Origin of the sequence: Frondihabitans sp. PAMC 28766 (assembly GCF_001577365.1) — a bacterium.
Lineage (GTDB): Bacteria > Actinomycetota > Actinomycetes > Actinomycetales > Microbacteriaceae > Frondihabitans.
The window spans coordinates 676445-693190 of sequence record NZ_CP014513.1 but is presented as its reverse complement, the minus strand read 5'-3'; the positions used below and the strand labels follow the sequence as shown (position 1 = coordinate 693190).

The following is a 16746-nucleotide window of genomic DNA, read 5'->3' as shown; positions in this document are numbered from 1 at the left end:
CCACGTGCGGGTGAGGTCAAGGGGGCGCGTTAGAGTCCCGTCATGATCGTGTGGATCAACGGCACCCACGGCGTCGGTAAGACGACGACGGCCGCGCTCGTACAGCAGCTGCTGCCCGACTCGCGGGTGCTCGACGCCGAGAAGGTGGGCGTCGTGCTGATGGACATCACGCCGGGCCTGCCCGCGACCGACAACTTCCAGCACTGGGCACCGTGGCGGCCGCTGGTCGTCGAGACGGCGCGGCGCGTGCTCGAGTTCACCGGGGGCGCCCTCGTGATGCCGATGACGGTGCTCGTCAAGGGCTACTGGGACGAGATCAGCGCGGGGCTGGCGGCCTACGGCATCGAGGTGCGTCACTTCGTGCTTCACGCCGACCAGGAGACGCTGCGCGACCGCATCGAGAACGACCCGGTGCTCGGGCCGTCCGACTTCCGGCGCGCGTACGTCGAGCCCTACGCCGAGGCTGCCCGCACCTGGCTGCACGCCGCGGCCGAGGTCGTCGATACGACGTACCTCACGCCTGAGCTGGTTGCTCAGGCGATCGCCGACCGGCTCTAGGTCACAGCGAACGGTCGTCGGGGCGGTATCCCTGTGACGCGTCGATGAGGCGGTCGGTGATGCCGGCGCGGAAGAGCGCCGGGTAGAACCGGTTGCCGCGGCGCGCGAAGTGGGCCTGAACGGCCACGGTGAGCAGACCCGGGTTGATGCCCACGATCAGGAGTCTTGTCGGCCGGGGCAGGAGATCCGGCAGTGTCTGGCCGCGGAATGCGGCGAGCTCGTCACGCGTGAAAGTCATCCGCTCGGCCTCTCGTTCGGGCGATTCGCCGTCATCGACGGGGGACAGCGCGGTGCGCCAAAGGCGAACCGAGGAGGACGTCGACCGCGTCGTCGACGATGGCGTCGCCCTGGTCTCGGCTGACCCGTCGCGACGCGATGAGGGTGGCCGTGCCCTGCATCGTGGCGGCGAACAGCAGCTTGAAGCGGTCTCGATCGTCTGCGCCGGGCGCCCCGGCGGAGGCATCCGCCATGGCCGCGTCCAGAGTCGCGAAGAGGCGGCCGGCGGCCTGCTCGACGTCGGCGGCCGGGTCGCTCACCTTCGCGGCGAACATCAGCTCCATCAGGGCCGCGTCATCCACGGCGAAGTCGACGTAAGCGTGCCCGACAGCCCGGAATCGCCGCTCGATCGACGCCTCACTCGCCAGAGCAGCTCGGACGGCCTCGGTCAGCCGCTCGAACCCTCGCACGGCGAGCGCGTCGAGAAGGGCCTGCCGGTCGATGAAGTGGCTTCGGGGCGCCCCGTGGCTGACCCCCGCGTGCCGCGCGAGCTCGCGAAGCGACAGGCCGTCGGCACCGCCTGCGCGCAGCAGGATCTCGGCCTGCTCGAGCAGCACGGCGCGCAGATTGCCGTGATGGAAGGGCCGCACCGTCATCCCCTGAGTATAAGCGCTAACTAGCCATTGACTAGTTACTAGACAGTGCCTAGTCTTGCCCGCATGCCTTCTTCCACTCCGAATCTTCCCGACCTCAGCGGCCGCACCGTCATCGTGACCGGCGCCACGAGCGGCATCGGCCTCGCCACCGCGCGGGCGCTGGCTCAGGCGAATGCCCGTGTGGTTCTCGCCGTCCGCAACGTGCAAAAGGGCGCGGACGTGGCGTCGTCGATCGCCGGGGACACCGTGATCCTGCCCCTCGATCTCGCCGACCTGGCTTCGGTGCGCCGCTTCGCGAGCGCGTGGCACGAACCGATCGACACTCTCGTCAACAACGCCGGCGTCTCGTCGGCCTCGCTGCAGCGCTCGGCCGACGGCTTCGAGCTGCAGTTCGGCACGAACCACCTCGGCCCCTTCGCGCTGACGAACCTGCTGCTGCCGCACATCACGGGCCGCGTCGTCTCGCTGTCGTCGCAGGCCGAGCGCATGGGCCGACTCGACCTCGACGATCTGAACGCCGAGCGTTCTCCCTACAAAGAGTCGCGAGCGTACGCATCGTCGAAGCTCGCGAACATCCTCTTCATCGCAGAGTTGCAGCGGCGACTCTCGGCCGTCGGTTCGAGCGTCACCGCGCTGGCCGCGCACCCCGGGTTCGTCGCGACGAACATGACGGGAACCTCGACCGGCGTGACCCGGGTGCTGACTCGTCTGCTCGCGCAGAGCCCCGAAGAGGGTGCTCTGCCCGTGCTGCTGGCCGCGACCGGCGACCTCCCCGGCGGCAGCTTCACGGGCCCCGAACGGTTCATGCACATGCGCGGCGGCGCCGAGCTCATCGGGCGATCCAAGCGAGCGCAGGATGCCACGCTCGCCTCTCGACTCTGGCAGAAGTCCGAGCAGATGACGGGTGTCTCGTTCCCTCTCTGAGCCATCCGCCGAGAGCGGAGGCGGAAGAGAACGCGGCGGCGCCCGTTGGCGTCAGGGTGCCTTCCGACTCAGAGATATCAGCCCCGCCCGCCCGCACTGCGCTCGTCGTGGGAGCAACGCCATGAACATGGGTCTGACGATCGCGGTGCAGGCGACTCTCGCCCGAGAGCTCGGCCTCGACTTCGTCTTCCCCGTCAGCGCGGCCCAGTGGAACGGGCTCACCGACATGACCGACGCCGGCGTCCATCGACATGGGCAAGAGCCGTGACGCCGGTTTCGTCGCGTACCGCCGCACCGAGCAGGCCTTCGTCGACCTCTTCGAGCGGTATCGACGCGAGCGCTTCATTCCCTGAGTGTCTACCCCGACCATTCCCTTGACCGAAAATCATGCCAGATTTGCCTATTTATGGCATGATTTTCGACCAGGAGGCCTTCATGGTGCAACGCTCTTCGCCCCGGCGGCGGCGGCAGCTCGCCGACTTCGGTGAGAACATCCGCCGCTGGCGCGCGGTCAACGGGATGTCGGCGTCCGAGCTGGCCGACCGGGCGGCCGTCTCACGCCAGACGCTTCGCGCCATCGAGGCCGGCGAGGGTGGCCGCATCGATTCCCTCTTCGCCGTCCTGGGGGCGCTCGGCATCGCCGACACCGCCGTCGCCGGCATCGACCCCTACAAGAGCGAGGTCGCCCGGGTGCGGATCGACGAGATCCTCCGCAACGGCGGCACGCTGTGATCGATCAGCACGACGTCCAAGTGTGGACGACGACCGGGGCGCAGGATCGCCGCGTAGGGACACTGCGCCCGTCGTTCGCCGGAGGGCGGAACCTCGCATCCTCGTCGTTCGAGTACGACGCGTCGTTCCTCACTGACGGCTGGCAGATATCCCCCGATCTCCCCCTCCGACCCGGGCGCATCTATACGGCGGCGAGCAGCACGCTGCCGGGCGCTTTCAGCGACGCCGCGCCCGATGACTGGGGTCAGAAGCTCATCCGAGTCGTCCACGCGCGACGTCGACAGGACGACCCCTCGCTCCCCGCACGGCTCGGCGAATTCGACTACCTGCTCGGCGTCTCGGATCACACGCGGATCGGCGCGCTCCGATTTCGAACGGACGACTCGTGGGTGTCCGACGTGCCCGGGGTGGCGAACATCCACGACCTCGAGCGTGTCATCGACGCGGCACAGCGCTATGAAGACGACGAGGCGACCGACGACGACCTCGCCTACCTCGGCGACATCGCGACGTCTCCCGGTGGCGCCCGGCCGAAGGCGAACGTCGTCACTGATGCGGGGCGTCTCGCGATCGCCAAACTGCCCCACTCGAAGGATGGCCGGCACGACGTCGAACGGTGGGAGGCAGTGGCGCTGACCCTTGCTCGTGCCGCGGGCCTGCGGACTCCGACCTGGACTGTCGCGTCTCCCGGTGCCGGCCGGGCGGTCCTGGTGTCAGAGCGCTTCGACCGAGACGCCTCCGGATCCCGACTCGGCTACATCTCGGGGAGGACGGCGCTCGAGCTCGGGGCGCACGACGACGGCTCTCGCCGAACGTATGAGGACTTCGCCGACGCCATCGATCGATGGAGCGTCGAGCCCGCCGACGACCTCCACGAGATGTTCGGCCGAATCGCCCTGTCCGTCTTGGTCAACAACGTCGACGATCACTGGCGCAATCACGCCTTCCTGCATCCCGACGACGGGTGGCGCCTGTCGCCGCTGTTCGACGTGAACCCGAGCCGTCAGCGCGGAGTGATCGACTCGAGGCCGATCAACGGCTCGGACGACCCGGGGGATCGGCAGCTCACGCATCTTCTCGACAGCGCCGATGTCTTCCGGCTTCGGCCGGCGGGGGCCAGCGAGATCATCCGCCGCGTAGCGGAGGCCGTCGGCGAGTGGCAGAGGACGGCGGCCGCTCTCGGCATCGTCCCGGTCGACCAGGAGGCCTACCGAACTGCCTTCGAGGGGCCGCAACTCACCTGGGCCCTGACGTTGTGACAGTTGCTGACGTAACGTGGTAACGTCTGTGACTGACGCTACGAGGCAGAATTGTCTCGTAGGCACGTCGCGAAGGAGAGCGTCATGAGCGCAGTCGAGTCACGAGCCGTCCGATTCCACGAGGTCGGCGAACCCCTGGACGTCCTGGTGCAGGAGCAGGTGGAGGTGCCAGACCCCGGTGCGGGCCGCATCCGCGTGCGCGTGAGAGCAGCAGGCCTGAACCCCGCCGACTGGGAGCTCTGCCGCGGCTTCATGCCCGGCGCCCTGCCGCGGGGCATCGGATTCGACGTGGCCGGCACTGTGGACGCCATAGGCGATGGAGTCGACGACGTCTCGGTCGGCGACCTCGTGTTCGGGTCGGCCGACTTCGTCGCGCAGCCGAGTGCGGGCGTCGCCGACATCGCGATCCTGAACCTGTGGTTCGCGGTGCCCGAGGGGCTCGACGCCGCTCGAGCCGCGGTGCTGCCGATGGTGCTCGAGACCGCGGTGTGGACCCTCGACCTGATGGACATCCAGCCCGGCGAGACGGTGCTCGTCCACGGCGCGGGCGGCATGGTCGGCTTCGCCGCCGTGCAGGTCGCGCTCGGCCGCGGCGCGCGCGTGATCGCCACGGCCGGCCCCACCTTCGCCTCCGACCTCGAGGCCTTCGGCGCGTCGGTCACCGCTTACGGCGACGGGATGGTCGACCGGGTCCGGGCGCTCGCCAACGGCGGGGTCGATCACGCTCTCGACGTATCGCGGCCCAACCCCGGCGCGATCGCCGCCCTCATCGAGATCACTGGCGACCCGAGGCGCGTCGTCACGATCAGCAACCACGACGAGGCCCGCGGCCAGGGCGCCCGCGTGAACGTCGACGAGCTGATGGCCGCCGGCGGCTTCCCCAGCGCCGACTTCCTGGCCGACTACGCGGCGCTCGCTGCCGCCGGCGACTTCACGGTCCCCGTGGTCGCGACGTTCCCGTTCGACGAGTGGCGAGCCGCCGCCGAGCTGAGCCTGTCGGGCGCGCCGCACGGCAAGGTCGTGCTCGTCCCGTAGCGGACGGCGGCCGACTCCCGGCGGCGCCCGCCGGCCACACCCGTAGCGCACCGCCGTCGACTCTTCTAGGGTGGGGCGAATGAGTACGCCACCGGGGGCCGTGACGCTGCGGCCCGTCACCGGCGCCGACCTCGACGTGCTGTTCGAGGTGGCGGCCGACCTCGCCTCCTGGGAAGAACGCGGCCCGTCGCGACCCGCCCCGCTGACGCGAGCGGCCTTCGACGAGAAGCGCGCAGCCGCCGACCTCGACACGTCGGGCAGCCGCGTGCGCTTCGTGGTCGACGTCGACGGGGTCGCCGTGGGCAGCGTGCAGCTGTTCGGCTTCGACGACCTCGCGCATCACGCCGAGGTCGGCATCGCCCTGTCGCAGGATGCGAGGGGTCGCGGTGTCGGGACGGCCGCCATCAAGCAGATCGTCGCGTTCGGCTTCGTCCGCAGCAACCTGCGGCGCATCCACCTGCAGGCCATCGAGTCGAACGTGGCCGCGCTGCGCGCGTACGAGAAGGCCGGCTTCGTCGTCGAGGGGCGGCAGCGCCAGCACGCCTGGGTACGCGGGCGGTACGAGGACATCGTGCTGATGGGCATCCTGCGGTCGGAGTGGAGCGCGGCGGAAGGGCGAGACGGTGCCCTCGGATCCTGACCGCTCGTCCGTGGCGTTCGCCGAACTCGACGTGGTCGCCGACGCGCTCGTCGCGCTGCCCGGCGCCCGGGCCGTGGCGCTCGGCGGCTCGCGGGCGCAGGGCACGAACCGGCCCGACAGCGACTGGGACGTCGCCGTCTACTATCGGGGCGGCTTCGATCCGCAGGGCGTCCGCGACCTCGGCTGGCCCGGGCAACTGAGCGAGATCGGCGGGTGGGGTCGGGTCTTCAACGGCGGCGGCAAGCTCAGCGTCGACGGGCAGGTGATCGACGTGCACTATCGCGACCTCGACCTCGTCGACGCGATCCACGACAATGCCGTGCGCGGCGAGTTCACCATCGAACCGCTGCTCTTCCACCAGGCGGGGCTGCCGAGCTACATCCTGCTGGCCGAGCTCGGCATCGACACCACCCTCCGCGGGCAGCTGCCCGAGTGGGGCTACCCGCCGGCCCTCCGCGCGTCGGCGCCGCCGATCTGGTGGGGCAACGCCGTGAACACCCTCGAGTACGCCGACGCGCACGCCCGCCACGGGCGCGTGGCACAGTGCGCGGGGCTGCTGAGCGAGGCCGCGTGCCACGCCGCCCACGCGATCCTGGCCCATCGCGGCGAATGGGTCACCAACGAGAAGCAGCTGCTGACCGCCGCGGGGCTGCGCGGCATCGACAGGATCATCGGGCGCATCGGCACCGAGCCCTCGACCCTCGTCGTGGCCGCGACCGAGTCGCGCGAGCTGCTGGTGCAGGCCGGCCGCGGCGAGGGTCTGCCGTGGTGACGGCGCTGCCTTGGTGACCGGGCTGCCCTGATGGCCGAGCGCCCGAGCATGCACGACGACGAGGTGCCCATCGATGCAGGCCTCGTCCGGCGCCTGGTCGACGAGCAGCTGCCCGAGTGGCGCGACGAGCCGATCCGCGAGGTCGTGCACGACGGCACGGTCAACGCCATCTATCGGCTCGGCTCGGGCCTCGCCGTGCGGCTGCCGCTGCAGTCCGCCGACCCCGAGGTGAGCGCCGACATGCTCGCTCGCGAAGTGTCGGCGATGCGCGAACTCGCCGGGTGCTGCCCCGTCGCCACCCCGCATCCTGCCGCTCAGGGGGTGCCGGCCCAGGGCTACCCGCTGCCTTGGTCGGTGCAGACCTGGCTGCCCGGCGAGGTCGCGACTCCCGACGGCCTCGCCTCGTCGGCGGTCTTCGCGCAGGATCTCGTCGCGCTGCTCACCGCCCTGCGCAGCGCCGACACCAAGGGGCGCCGTTTCGCAGGATCGGGTCGGGGCGGCGACCTGCTCGACTCCGACGGGTGGATGGATACCTGCTTCGCGTCGAGCGAAGGCCTGCTGCCGGTCGATGACATGCGCGCGCTCTGGGCCGTCTTTCGCGCTCTGCCCCCGGCAGGGCCAGACGTGATGAGCCACAGCGACCTGACACCGGCCAACCTGCTCGTCGAGGGCGAGCATCTCGTCGGCGTGCTCGACGGCGGCGGCTTCGGGCCGGCCGACCCGGCGCTCGACCTCATCGCGGCGTGGCACCTGCTCGACGCCGAGCCGCGGGCCGTGGTGCGGGCCGGGCTCCGCTGCGGCGACGTGGAATGGCGGCGCGGGGCGGCGTGGGCCTTCGAGCAGTGCATGGGCATCGTCTGGTACTACCGCGAGTCGAACCCGGGCATGAGTGCGCTCGGGCGCAGCACGCTGCGGCGGATCGCCGAAGACCCCGAGCTGGCTGCGCTCGCGGGGCTCTTGTCTCCTCCGCAGTAGCCGCTTCAGCCCGCCCGCCGGGCGCTACTGGCCGTCGCTGCTCTGCTGCTCGGCGTCGATCCGGGCGCTCTCGTCGGCGAGGATGCGGTCGGCAGCAGCGCTGACCTGCAGCGCCTCGTAGTCCGCGATGAACTTGTCGGCGTTCTCACGCGTCAGCCCGTAGGCGTTGCCGCAGTAGGCGCACGCCACCGAGTACGACCCGTGCCCGAACGGGAAGATCGGCGCGAAGAACAGCGTGAACCAGGTGCGTCGACGCACCAGCCGCTGCCCGGCCTTCTGGTGGCAGACGGCGCAGACGAAGATGAGCAGCGCGACGACTTTCGACGTGGTGCGAGACCCGAAGATGATCATGGTTTCCCCCCGATGATGCGATGACGAGACCCTAGCCCGGAGTCGCCCGTCGCCGCCACACTTCGCCCCGTTTGCGGGGTGCCCGCCTGGCCCTGTTTTTCGCGCGCTTCGCCGAGGCACCTCCGATCCGACACGAATAGCGCCACTGGGGCCGCGATTCCGTCTGATCCGTGGTGCCTCGGCGAACCCGCGAGGCGAGCGCGTCACTGCCCGGCCGCCGCCTCGCGCTCGAGCGCGTCGAGCACCGCGCGACCGGTCTCGAGGAGGGCCCCGGGGATGGTGGCGCCCCCGAAGATGCCGCCGGCTGTGGCCGCGACCCGGATCTCGCATCCTGCCGGGCCGTGATCGTGGAAGGTGAAGCGCGTGGTCTGCGCCTGCGTCACGAAATTCGTGGTGTAGCTGATCAGCGCGCCGTCGCTCGAGACCTCGATGAGGTTGGCGCGCGGCACAGACGCGACGGCGCGTGTCGTCAGCTCGGGCAGGGACTGACGCGGTACCTCGAGAACGATTCGGGCCATGGGTTCAGGAAACTCCTGCCGCGTGCTTCGCTCCCGAATGCGACGACTGCGACCGCTTGCCGCGTCGCAGTTGTCGCAATCGGGCGCGATGCGGCGATGCCGCGACCCCGGGGCGGCACGAGGGAAGGCGGATCTGCCCTGAGCGGATCGCCCGGCCGCCGCAGCGCCGGGGCCGTACGGTCGAGGCATGCGACTCCTCTTCGTGCACGGCGCCCTGGTGCGTGACGGTCAGTGGTGGTGGCAGCCGACGGCCGACCTGCTCGAGCAGCGCGCCGGCGTCCTGAGCCGCGCGGTGCTCCTCCCCTCCTGCGGCGAAGGCGAGCCGAGCGCGGGCGATCCGAGCGCGGGCGAGCCGAGCGCGGGCGCGACCACACCCGGCCTGGCCACCGACGCGGCAGCCCTCCGCACCGCGCTCGACGAGGTCGAAGCCGCCGGCGACCGGGCCATCGTCGTCGCCCACTCGTACGGCGGCACCGTCGTCGCCGAGGCGGGGCACCACCCCGCGATCGCGCATCTCGTCTACGTCTCGTCGTACCTCCCCGACGTCGGCCAGTCGCAGGGCTCGATCATGAGCGGCGAGACCGATCCCGTGCAGGTCGCCGACACCGGCGACGGCCGCCTCGCGGTCGCGGGGCTGGACGCCTCGAGCTTCGCCGCGCGCTTCCTGCAGGATGCCGACGCCACGACCCAGCAGGAGGCGTGGCAGCGCGTCACGCCCCAGGCCGTCGGCGCATTCGTCACCCCGACCACCGCCGCCGGCTGGCAGGGCGTCGACTCCACCTACCTCGTGGCGTCGCAGGATCGGAGCACCTCCGTCGCCCTGCAGCGCTCACACGCGGCGCGCGCCACCCGCACCGTCGAGGTGCCGACCGGCCATCACCCGTTCGTGACGCGCCCTGATCTCGTGGTCGAGCAGATCCTGCCGCTTCTCGGATAGAAGCCAGCACGTCGGGCAGCCGAGGGGCTGGACACCGAGCCGGCCCAGGAGGACGCTGTCGGCATGAACGACATCGTGGTCCAAGCGTTCGTCACCCTCGATGGGGTCGTGCAGTCGGTCGGCGGCCCCGACGAGGATCGCGACGGCGGCTTCGACCTCGGCGGGTGGCAGGGCGACCGCGATCTCGGCGACCTCGTCCTCGACTGGGAGAGCCGCACCGAGGCGCTGCTGCTCGGACGTCGCACCTACGAGATCTGGTCGAGTTACTGGCCCTTCGCCGACCAGAGCGACGCAACCCCCTTCGGCGATCTGGCTCGACGGTACAACCGCGTGCCGAAGCGGGTCGCCTCGCGCACTCTCTCCGACCTGACCTGGCAGGGCGCCGAGTTGCTCGGCCCCGACCTGCCCGCCGCGGTCGCAGCGCTGAGGAGCGAGCTGAGTGCTGCCGGCACCTCGCCGGAGGGCGAGATCCGCCTCTGGGGCAGCACCGGGCTGATCAAGTCGCTCGCCGAGCACGATCTGGTCGACGAGTATCGGCTCGTGGTCTACCCGATCGTGCTGGGGCGCGGCAAGCGGCTGTTCGCAGAGGGGTTCCCGACGTCGACGCTCGCGCAGGTGAGCTCGGAGGCTCTGCCGTCGGGCGTGACCGTCAGCACCTATCGGCGGGGCGGCGCGTAGTCGAACTCAGGGGTGCAGCAGGAGCCAGCCCGCGAGGCCGAACCCGCATGCCGCGATCAGCACTCGCATCAGGGCGGCCGGCACGCGGCGGGCGACTCGCGGGCCGACGAGGCCGCCGAGCAGAGCGCCGATGCCGAGCGCGACGGTCGCCTGCCACTCGATCCTGCCGAGCACAATGAAAAGCACGGCGGGCAGCACGTCGGCCGAGATCAGGATCGCGTTCTTCAGAGCGTTCGCCCGCGGCAGCTTCGGCTCGATCGACAGCATGAGCAGCGCGATCATCAGGATGCCCGACCCCGCCCCGAAATAGCCGTTGTAGAGCGCGACCCCGGCGCCGGACGCACCCACGGTGGCGCGGGTGAGAGTGGCCCCGCGGCGGGCCTGCCAGCGGGCGATGGCCGGCTGGCACAGCAGTGCGACAGCGCCGAGCAGCACCAGATAGGGCACGATCCGGCCGAAGACGTCGCCCGGGGTGACGACGAGCAGCACGGCTCCGGCGAGGCTCATCACAATAACGGGCGGCATCCAGCGGCGGAGGGTCGGCGCGTGGCCCCGCAGCTCGGGGCCCGAGCTGAGCGCCGAGCTGAAGCCCGAGCCGACCAGGGCGACCGAGCTGCTGACGTTGGCCGTGAGCGGCGGCAGGCCGACGGCGAGCAGAGCGGGGTAGGCGACGAGCGAGGTGATGCCGCCGGCCGTGCCGGTGATGCCGGCCACGATGCCGGCGGCCACGAGGAAGGCCCACTCGGCGAGGCCGGTCACGAGCCGCCCGTCCGTGGCGCCGCTGCCGCTGCGGCTGCCGCTGCCGCGTGCGGAGCGGGCATCGCGTTGCGCGCGAACGGCGTGCGCACGTCCGAGGTGTTCTCGAGCGAGAAGCTGACCACCTCGGGCAGGTAGCGGTCCTCGTCGTACTCGAGCACCTCGCCTTCGGCGTTGCGGGTGACGCGTCGTTGGCGCAGCAGCGGAGTGCCGAGGCCGACGCCCAGGTGCAGCGCGTCGACGGGGTCGGCGGCGACGGCGTCGATGACGTGTCGCGCCGAGGCCATGTGCTCGCCACGAGAGCGAAGGCGACTCCACTCGGATCCTGAATCGGTGTCGAAGTCGACGAGAAGGCGGCCGACGCGCTCGATCCAGCTGGTCCGCTCGAGCATCGCCGGCTCGCCGTCGAGGAGGCGCAGGCGCAGCTGCGTCACGACAGGATCCCCTTCGGCCAACTCGAGCCGCGAAGCCGTCTCGGCGTCGGCAGGATGCGGCGCGAACTCGATCGTGCGCTGGCCGGGCGTGCGGCCGATCGACTCGACCCACGCCGAGTACGACAGCAGCGTGTCGAACGGCTGCGCCAGTGTCGTCGCAGCGACAACGGGGGGCTTGCCGCGGCCGCCTTCGATGAGGCCTTCGGCTCGCAGAGTAGCCAGCGCCTGGCGCACGGGGCCGCGCGACGAGCCCCACTGTCGGCAGAGAGACGACTCCGAGGGCACAGGATCGCCGACGCTCAAGTCGCCGTGCACGATCCGGCCGCGCAGGTCGTCGGCTATCGCGCCGTGCAGAGGTTCGCTCACGCACTTGACCATACAAGTGACGTCGCCACTTGTCTAGACAAGTTATCCACTGCTTGCCCCGTCGCGACCCGGCGTTCACCTCACGGGAATAGAGTTGAGGGCGGTCCGCCAGGCAGCGCTGCGTGAGTCGCGGGCCGCGCAATCCTTGGCATCCAGGAGGACCCCTTGACCGAAGAAGCCCCCGTCGACCCGACCTCGACCGACGCGTGGAAGGCGCTCGCCGGCATCGCCGACGGGTTCTCGCCCGACCTGCGCGGCTGGTTCGACGCCGACCCCGACCGTGCGAGCCGCTACACGTTCCAGGCGGCCGACCTCACGGTCGACCTGTCGAAGGGTCTCGTCACCGAAGAGATCCTGGGCCACCTGCTGCAGCTGGCGAAAGACTCGGGCGTCGCCGAGCGCTACGAGGCCATGATCTCGGGCGAACACATCAACGTGACCGAAGACCGCGCCGTGCTGCACACCGCCCTGCGTCGCCCCGCGACTGGCGAGCTCACCCCCGCGAAGCCCTTCGTGGTCGACGGCGAAGACGTCGACGTCGAGGTGCACAAGACGCTCGACAAGGTCTTCGGCTTCGCCGAGAAGGTGCGCTCGGGCGCGTGGACGGGCGTCACCGGCAAGCGCATCGAGACCGTGGTCAACATCGGTATCGGCGGCTCCGACCTCGGGCCCGTCATGGTCTACGAGGCACTCAAGCCCTACGTCCAGAAGGGTCTCGAGGCACGCTTCGTGTCCAACATCGACCCGAGCGACATCTACGAGAAGACGGCCGACCTCGACGCCGAGACGACGCTGTTCATCGTCGCGTCGAAGACCTTCGGCACGCTCGAGACGCTGACCAACGCACGCCTCGCCCGCGAGTGGCTGTGGAAGCAGCTGGGCGACTCGGGCGCTCTGGACGACAGCGACGAGGCCCGCAACGGCGCCGTGGCCAAGCACTTCGTCGCCGTTTCCACCGCTCTCGACAAGGTCAAAGCCTTCGGCATCGACCCCGAGAACGCGTTCGGCTTCTGGGACTGGGTGGGCGGCCGCTATTCGGTCGACTCCGCCATCGGCACCTCCGTCGTCATCGCGATCGGGCCCGACAACTGGACCGAGTTCTTGAACGGCTTCCACGCCGTCGACGAGCACATGCGCACCACGCCGCTCGAAGAGAACGTGCCCGTGCTGATGGGCCTCCTCAACGTCTGGTACTCCAACTTCTTGAAGGCCCAGAGCCACGCGGTGCTGCCCTACACGCAATACCTCCACCGCTTCCCCGCCTACCTGCAGCAGCTCACCATGGAGTCGAACGGCAAGATGGTGCGCTGGGACGGCTCACCCGTCACCACCGACACCGGCGAGATCTTCTGGGGCGAGCCCGGCACCAACGGCCAGCACGCGTTCTACCAGCTGATCCACCAGGGCACGCGCCTCATCCCCGCCGACTTCATCGCCGTCGCCAACCCGGCGCACCCGCTGAAGGACGACACCGGGGACGGCGCCGCTGTGGCGCCCGGCCAGGACGTCCACGCGCTGTTCATGGCGAACTTCTTCGCCCAGACGAAGGCGCTGGCGTTCGGCAAGACCGCCGACGAGGTTCGTGCCGAGGGCACCAAAGAGGCCGTCGTGCCGGCTCGCACCTTCAGCGGCAACCGGCCCACGACGTCGATCCTGGCGCCCGAGCTCACCCCGAGCGTCGTCGGCCAGCTGATCGCGCTCTACGAGCACATCGTCTTCACCGAAGGCACCATCTGGGGCATCGACTCGTTCGACCAGTGGGGTGTCGAGCTCGGCAAGCAGCTCGCGCTGCAGATCGCCCCGGCGGTCGACGGCGACGCATCGGCACTCGAGTCGCAGGACTCGTCGACGAAGGCGCTCATCGCGCGGTACCTGGAGCTGCGCAAGTAGCATCCGGCCCTTCTGAGCCGAAACACTTCGAAACGGCCACCGCACCCCGCCTAGGCAGGGTGTCGTGGCCGTTTCGTGGTGTTGGGCTGGCCGCGCGAGAGGTCAGTCTCGCGCGAGAGGTCAGCCTCCGCGCAGTCAGCCGAGCTGCGCGACCGCCGAGCGCAGCCGCTCGAGGGCCTCGCGCAGCAGTGTCTCGAGGTCGGAATCGCCGCTGCTGCTGCTCGTGCTGCCGTCGGCACCCTCCGGGCCGTCGGCACCCTCGGCGATCCACTCGCTGAACGCCTCCTTGAATGCCAACAGGCCGAGCTCGGCAGCGGTCGACGCCACGCGGTCGTCGACGCCCCGAGCCCGGAGCGCATCCGACATCGCCTGGGCCATGCCGACCTGCTTCTGGGCGGCGCGCTCTTGCAGCTCGCTGTTCGTCGCGATGACGGCCTCGATGCGCGGCGCGAGCGCTCGGTTGAACGGCGTCATCGCGCCGGCGGCGTTGTCCAGGCCGGCCGCGACGGCGGTGAGCGGGCTGGCGTCGGCGGGCGCCCCGGCGATCCCCTCGGCGAACAGCCGTGAGAGAGTCTCCTGCCCCGCGGCCAGCACCTCGCGCTTGTCGCTGAAGTGGCGGAAGAAGGTGCTGCGGGTGAGACCCGCCCGCTCGGCGATCTGGGCGACCGTCGTGTCGTCGTAGCCCTGGTCGGTGAAGAGCTCGAGGGCAGCGGCGACGAAGCGCTCGCGTGCGTCGGGTTCCCATCGGGCCATTGCTCAATCATACTGATGCGACACGAGTCCCATCACGGTGCTACAGTGATGGGACATCAGTCGCATCACTAAGGAGTCACTCATGCGCGTATTCGTCACCGGAGCATCCGGCGGTATCGGGTCGGTCGTCGTCGAAGAGCTGGTCGCCCACGGGCACGAGGTGCTCGGCCTCGCGCGGTCTGCCGCCTCCGCCGCGAAGGTCGAGGCTGCGGGCGGCACCGCCGTGATCGGGGGTCTCGGCGACCTCGAGATCCTGACGTCGTCCGCCCGCGACACCGACGCGAGCATTCATCTCGCCTTCAGCAACGACTTCAGCGACCTCGAGCGCAGCATCGCCGAAGAGGGCCTCGCGATGGACACCATCGGTGCGGCCCTCGTCGACACCGGCAAGGCGTTCTCGATCGTGTCGGGCACCACCTTCTCGCCGGGTCGACTTGCCACCGAGCAGGATGCGATGTCGACCACCGGCCCCGTCGGCGGCCGCGGCATCAACGCGCAGCGTGTCCTCGACCTCTCGTCGCAGGGGGTCCGCACTTCGGCCGTGCGTCTGCCTCGTTCGGTGCACGAGCGGTACGTCGCCTACGGGTTCGCCGGCATCCTGATCGCCGCGGCGCAGCAGTCGGGCGTCTCGGCCTACGTCGGCGACGGCGGCCAGCGCTGGCCGGCCGTGCACCGTCGCGATGCGGCGTCGCTCTTCCGTCTCATGGTCGAGGAAGGCGAGCCCGGCACGGCCGTCAACGCCGTCGGTGACGAGGGCGACACCATGCTGTCTCTCGCGACGATCATCGGCGAGCAGCTCGACGTGCCCGTGCAGCAGGTGCCGGCCGAGACCTTCGGCCCGCTCGGCACCATCTTCGCGATGGACCAGCCGGCGACCAGCGCCTGGACTCAGCAGACCTACGGCTGGCAGCCCACCCACCCGAGCCTCGTCGACGACCTGCGCGCGGGCGACTACCCCGCCTGATCGGCGCCGACGCGAGGGGGCACAGCAGTGCCTCCCTCGCGACCGGCGGGCGCGCCTAGCCTCGAGGCAGGACCCCGACGCCGACCGAGAGCAGACCGTGACCAGACGCCTCACCCTCCTCTTCGCGATCGCCGGAGGGGCCGCCGTCGGCAACCTCTACTGGTCGCAGCCGCTGCTCGACTTCATCGCGCGCGACCTCAAGACGGGCACGAGCGCGGCCGGCTGGCTGGTGACGGCGACCCAGCTCGGCTACGCGATCGGTGTTCTGCTGTTCGTGCCGCTCGGAGACGTGCTGAGCCGTCGCATCCTGGTGCCCATCGCCCTGCTCTGCGCCACCGCCGCCCTGCTGGCGAGTGCGCTCGCTCCGACGTTCGGCGTGCTGCTGGTGACCCTGTCGCTGGTGGGGCTGACGACGGTCTCGGGGCAGATCCTGGTGCCGCTGGCAGGTGATCTCGCCGACGACGAGAACCGCGGCAGGATCGTGGGGACGGTCGTCTCCGGCATCCTGATCGGCATCCTGGTCTCCCGCACCGTCGCAGGGCTCGTCGCCGGGGCGGCCGGCTGGCGGGCCATCTACTTCGCGGCGGCGGCGCTCGCGTTCGTGCTGGCGATCCTGGTGTTCTTCGCGGTGCCACGCCTGACGCCTCGCGCGACGATGCGCTACCCGGCGCTGATCGGCTCGGTCTTCGCGATCGTGCGGCGCGAGCGGGTGGTGCGTTGGAGTCTCGTGCTCGGCGGGACGTCGTTCATGGTCTTCACGATGTTCTGGACGTCGCTGACCTTCCTGCTGAGCGCCCCGCCGTTCTCGTTCTCGGTCACGCTGATCGGGCTGTTCGGTCTCGTCGGGCTGGCCGGAGCGGCGGCGGCGCAGCGCGTGGGGCGGCTCACCGACCGCGGGCTCGGGCTGCCGGTGATCGGGGTGGCGTGGGCGTTGGTGGTCGTCGCGTTCGCGGTCGGGGGCCTCGGTCAGCGGTCGGTGCCGGTGATCATCGTCGCGATCCTGCTGCTCGACGTCGCGATTCAGGGGCACAACATCACCGTGCAGTCGCGGATGTTCCAAGTCGACCCGCAGGCGCGCAGCCGGCTCAACACGGCTTTCGTGACCAACAACTTCATCTGGGGCGCGGTCGGGTCGGGGCTGGCGACCTTCCTGTGGGATCACGGCGGATGGGAGGCCATCATGGTCGCCGCCGCGGTGCTCAGCGGGTTCGCGCTGACGGTGTGGGCGCTGGGGCGGCGGGGTCCGCTGCTGCTGGCGGCCGAGGCCGACGCGGCGGCGGAGGCTGCCCGGGCCTGACCTGTGGTCGCGAAATCGCGACCGATTCGACCTGC

Annotated in this window: 21 protein-coding genes; 14 read left to right on the top strand and 7 right to left on the bottom strand. The window is 70.5% G+C overall.

The window, feature by feature from the left end; genetic code table 11:
- Positions 1 to 42 precede the first annotated feature (42 nt).
- Positions 43 to 558: an ATP-binding protein gene (locus tag AX769_RS03370; protein WP_066275947.1), complete on the top strand. Its 516-nt coding sequence runs from the start codon at positions 43 to 45 to the stop codon at positions 556 to 558.
- Position 559: 1 nt separating this feature from the next.
- Here the strand turns inward: AX769_RS03370 and AX769_RS03365 are convergent, their stop codons facing one another.
- Both AX769_RS03365 and AX769_RS03360 read right to left on the bottom strand, forming a co-directional pair.
- Positions 560 to 796: a uracil-DNA glycosylase family protein gene (locus tag AX769_RS03365; RefSeq protein WP_204249309.1), complete on the bottom strand. Its 237-nt coding sequence runs from the start codon at positions 794 to 796 to the stop codon at positions 560 to 562.
- Between the two features lie 31 nt (positions 797 to 827).
- Complete coding sequence (locus AX769_RS03360; RefSeq protein ID WP_066275943.1) at positions 828 to 1430, bottom strand: TetR/AcrR family transcriptional regulator; 603 nt, start codon at positions 1428 to 1430, stop codon at positions 828 to 830.
- A 63-nt stretch (positions 1431 to 1493) separates the two neighbouring features.
- Here AX769_RS03360 and AX769_RS03355 point away from each other — a divergent pair, with 63 nt between their 5' ends.
- The 8 genes from AX769_RS03355 to AX769_RS03325 all read left to right on the top strand — a co-directional run bounded on the left by AX769_RS03355 (position 1494) and on the right by AX769_RS03325 (position 7767).
- Complete coding sequence (locus tag AX769_RS03355) at positions 1494 to 2354, top strand: oxidoreductase (RefSeq protein WP_066275940.1); 861 nt, start codon at positions 1494 to 1496, stop codon at positions 2352 to 2354.
- 121 nt (positions 2355 to 2475) lie between these two features.
- A complete protein-coding gene (locus AX769_RS25905) occupies positions 2476 to 2622 on the top strand; it encodes a hypothetical protein (protein ID WP_369824061.1) in 147 nt (48 codons plus the stop codon).
- Positions 2623 to 2789: 167 nt separating this feature from the next.
- Positions 2790 to 3086 (top strand): helix-turn-helix domain-containing protein, encoded by a 297-nt coding sequence (locus AX769_RS03350; RefSeq protein WP_157887420.1) that lies wholly within the window; start codon positions 2790 to 2792, stop codon positions 3084 to 3086.
- A complete protein-coding gene (locus tag AX769_RS03345) occupies positions 3083 to 4345 on the top strand; it encodes a type II toxin-antitoxin system HipA family toxin (RefSeq protein WP_066275931.1) in 1263 nt (420 codons plus the stop codon). Before AX769_RS03350 ends, AX769_RS03345 begins: the two co-directional genes overlap by 4 nt.
- 84 nt (positions 4346 to 4429) lie before the next feature.
- Positions 4430 to 5380 (top strand): NADP-dependent oxidoreductase, encoded by a 951-nt coding sequence (locus AX769_RS03340; RefSeq protein WP_066275929.1) that lies wholly within the window; start codon positions 4430 to 4432, stop codon positions 5378 to 5380.
- Positions 5381 to 5459: 79 nt separating this feature from the next.
- Entirely contained in the window at positions 5460 to 6020 is a 561-nt protein-coding gene (locus AX769_RS03335; RefSeq protein ID WP_082763452.1) for a GNAT family N-acetyltransferase, read from the top strand.
- A complete protein-coding gene (locus tag AX769_RS03330; protein ID WP_204249308.1) occupies positions 6004 to 6792 on the top strand; it encodes a nucleotidyltransferase domain-containing protein in 789 nt (262 codons plus the stop codon). The genes AX769_RS03335 and AX769_RS03330 overlap by 17 nt, the downstream gene beginning before the upstream one ends.
- Positions 6793 to 6822: 30 nt before the next feature.
- The gene (locus AX769_RS03325; protein ID WP_239451926.1) at positions 6823 to 7767 is read left to right on the top strand and encodes an aminoglycoside phosphotransferase family protein; all 945 of its coding nucleotides are present in this window, start codon (positions 6823 to 6825) and stop codon (positions 7765 to 7767) included.
- 24 nt (positions 7768 to 7791) lie between these two features.
- On the opposite strand, the gene AX769_RS23615 is transcribed toward AX769_RS03325, so the two are convergent.
- Both AX769_RS23615 and AX769_RS23610 read right to left on the bottom strand, forming a co-directional pair.
- On the bottom strand, positions 7792 to 8118 hold the full coding sequence (locus tag AX769_RS23615; protein WP_066275926.1) for a zinc ribbon domain-containing protein: 327 nt from the start codon (positions 8116 to 8118) through the stop codon (positions 7792 to 7794).
- A gap of 203 nt (positions 8119 to 8321) precedes the next feature.
- Positions 8322 to 8636, bottom strand: a complete 315-nt coding sequence (locus AX769_RS23610; protein ID WP_066275925.1) for a hypothetical protein — start codon at positions 8634 to 8636, stop codon at positions 8322 to 8324.
- A 187-nt stretch (positions 8637 to 8823) separates the two neighbouring features.
- Here AX769_RS23610 and AX769_RS03310 point away from each other — a divergent pair, with 187 nt between their 5' ends.
- Complete coding sequence (locus AX769_RS03310; protein WP_066275917.1) at positions 8824 to 9573, top strand: alpha/beta fold hydrolase; 750 nt, start codon at positions 8824 to 8826, stop codon at positions 9571 to 9573.
- 63 nt (positions 9574 to 9636) lie between these two features.
- Positions 9637 to 10251 carry a dihydrofolate reductase family protein gene (locus AX769_RS03305; protein ID WP_066275914.1) on the top strand — a complete coding sequence of 205 codons (615 nt, stop codon included), beginning with the start codon at positions 9637 to 9639 and terminating at the stop codon, positions 10249 to 10251.
- 6 nt (positions 10252 to 10257) lie between these two features.
- Here the strand turns inward: AX769_RS03305 and AX769_RS03300 are convergent, their stop codons facing one another.
- Together AX769_RS03300 and AX769_RS03295 are read right to left on the bottom strand one after the other, a co-directional pair.
- A complete protein-coding gene (locus AX769_RS03300) occupies positions 10258 to 11010 on the bottom strand; it encodes a sulfite exporter TauE/SafE family protein (RefSeq protein ID WP_066275911.1) in 753 nt (250 codons plus the stop codon).
- Positions 11007 to 11807 (bottom strand): GntR family transcriptional regulator, encoded by an 801-nt coding sequence (locus AX769_RS03295; protein WP_082764002.1) that lies wholly within the window; start codon positions 11805 to 11807, stop codon positions 11007 to 11009. Before AX769_RS03295 ends, AX769_RS03300 begins: the two co-directional genes overlap by 4 nt.
- 165 nt (positions 11808 to 11972) lie before the next feature.
- Between AX769_RS03295 and pgi the strand changes: the two genes are divergently transcribed.
- A complete protein-coding gene (gene pgi, locus AX769_RS03290; protein WP_066275905.1) occupies positions 11973 to 13697 on the top strand; it encodes a glucose-6-phosphate isomerase in 1725 nt (574 codons plus the stop codon).
- A 135-nt stretch (positions 13698 to 13832) separates the two neighbouring features.
- Here the strand turns inward: pgi and AX769_RS03285 are convergent, their stop codons facing one another.
- Positions 13833 to 14450 (bottom strand): TetR/AcrR family transcriptional regulator, encoded by a 618-nt coding sequence (locus AX769_RS03285; RefSeq protein WP_066275901.1) that lies wholly within the window; start codon positions 14448 to 14450, stop codon positions 13833 to 13835.
- 82 nt (positions 14451 to 14532) lie between these two features.
- Between AX769_RS03285 and AX769_RS03280 the strand changes: the two genes are divergently transcribed.
- Complete coding sequence (locus AX769_RS03280) at positions 14533 to 15414, top strand: NAD-dependent epimerase/dehydratase family protein (RefSeq protein WP_066275899.1); 882 nt, start codon at positions 14533 to 14535, stop codon at positions 15412 to 15414.
- A 97-nt stretch (positions 15415 to 15511) separates the two neighbouring features.
- Complete coding sequence (locus AX769_RS03275; protein WP_066275897.1) at positions 15512 to 16711, top strand: MFS transporter; 1200 nt, start codon at positions 15512 to 15514, stop codon at positions 16709 to 16711.
- Positions 16712 to 16746: the final 35 nt, after the last annotated feature.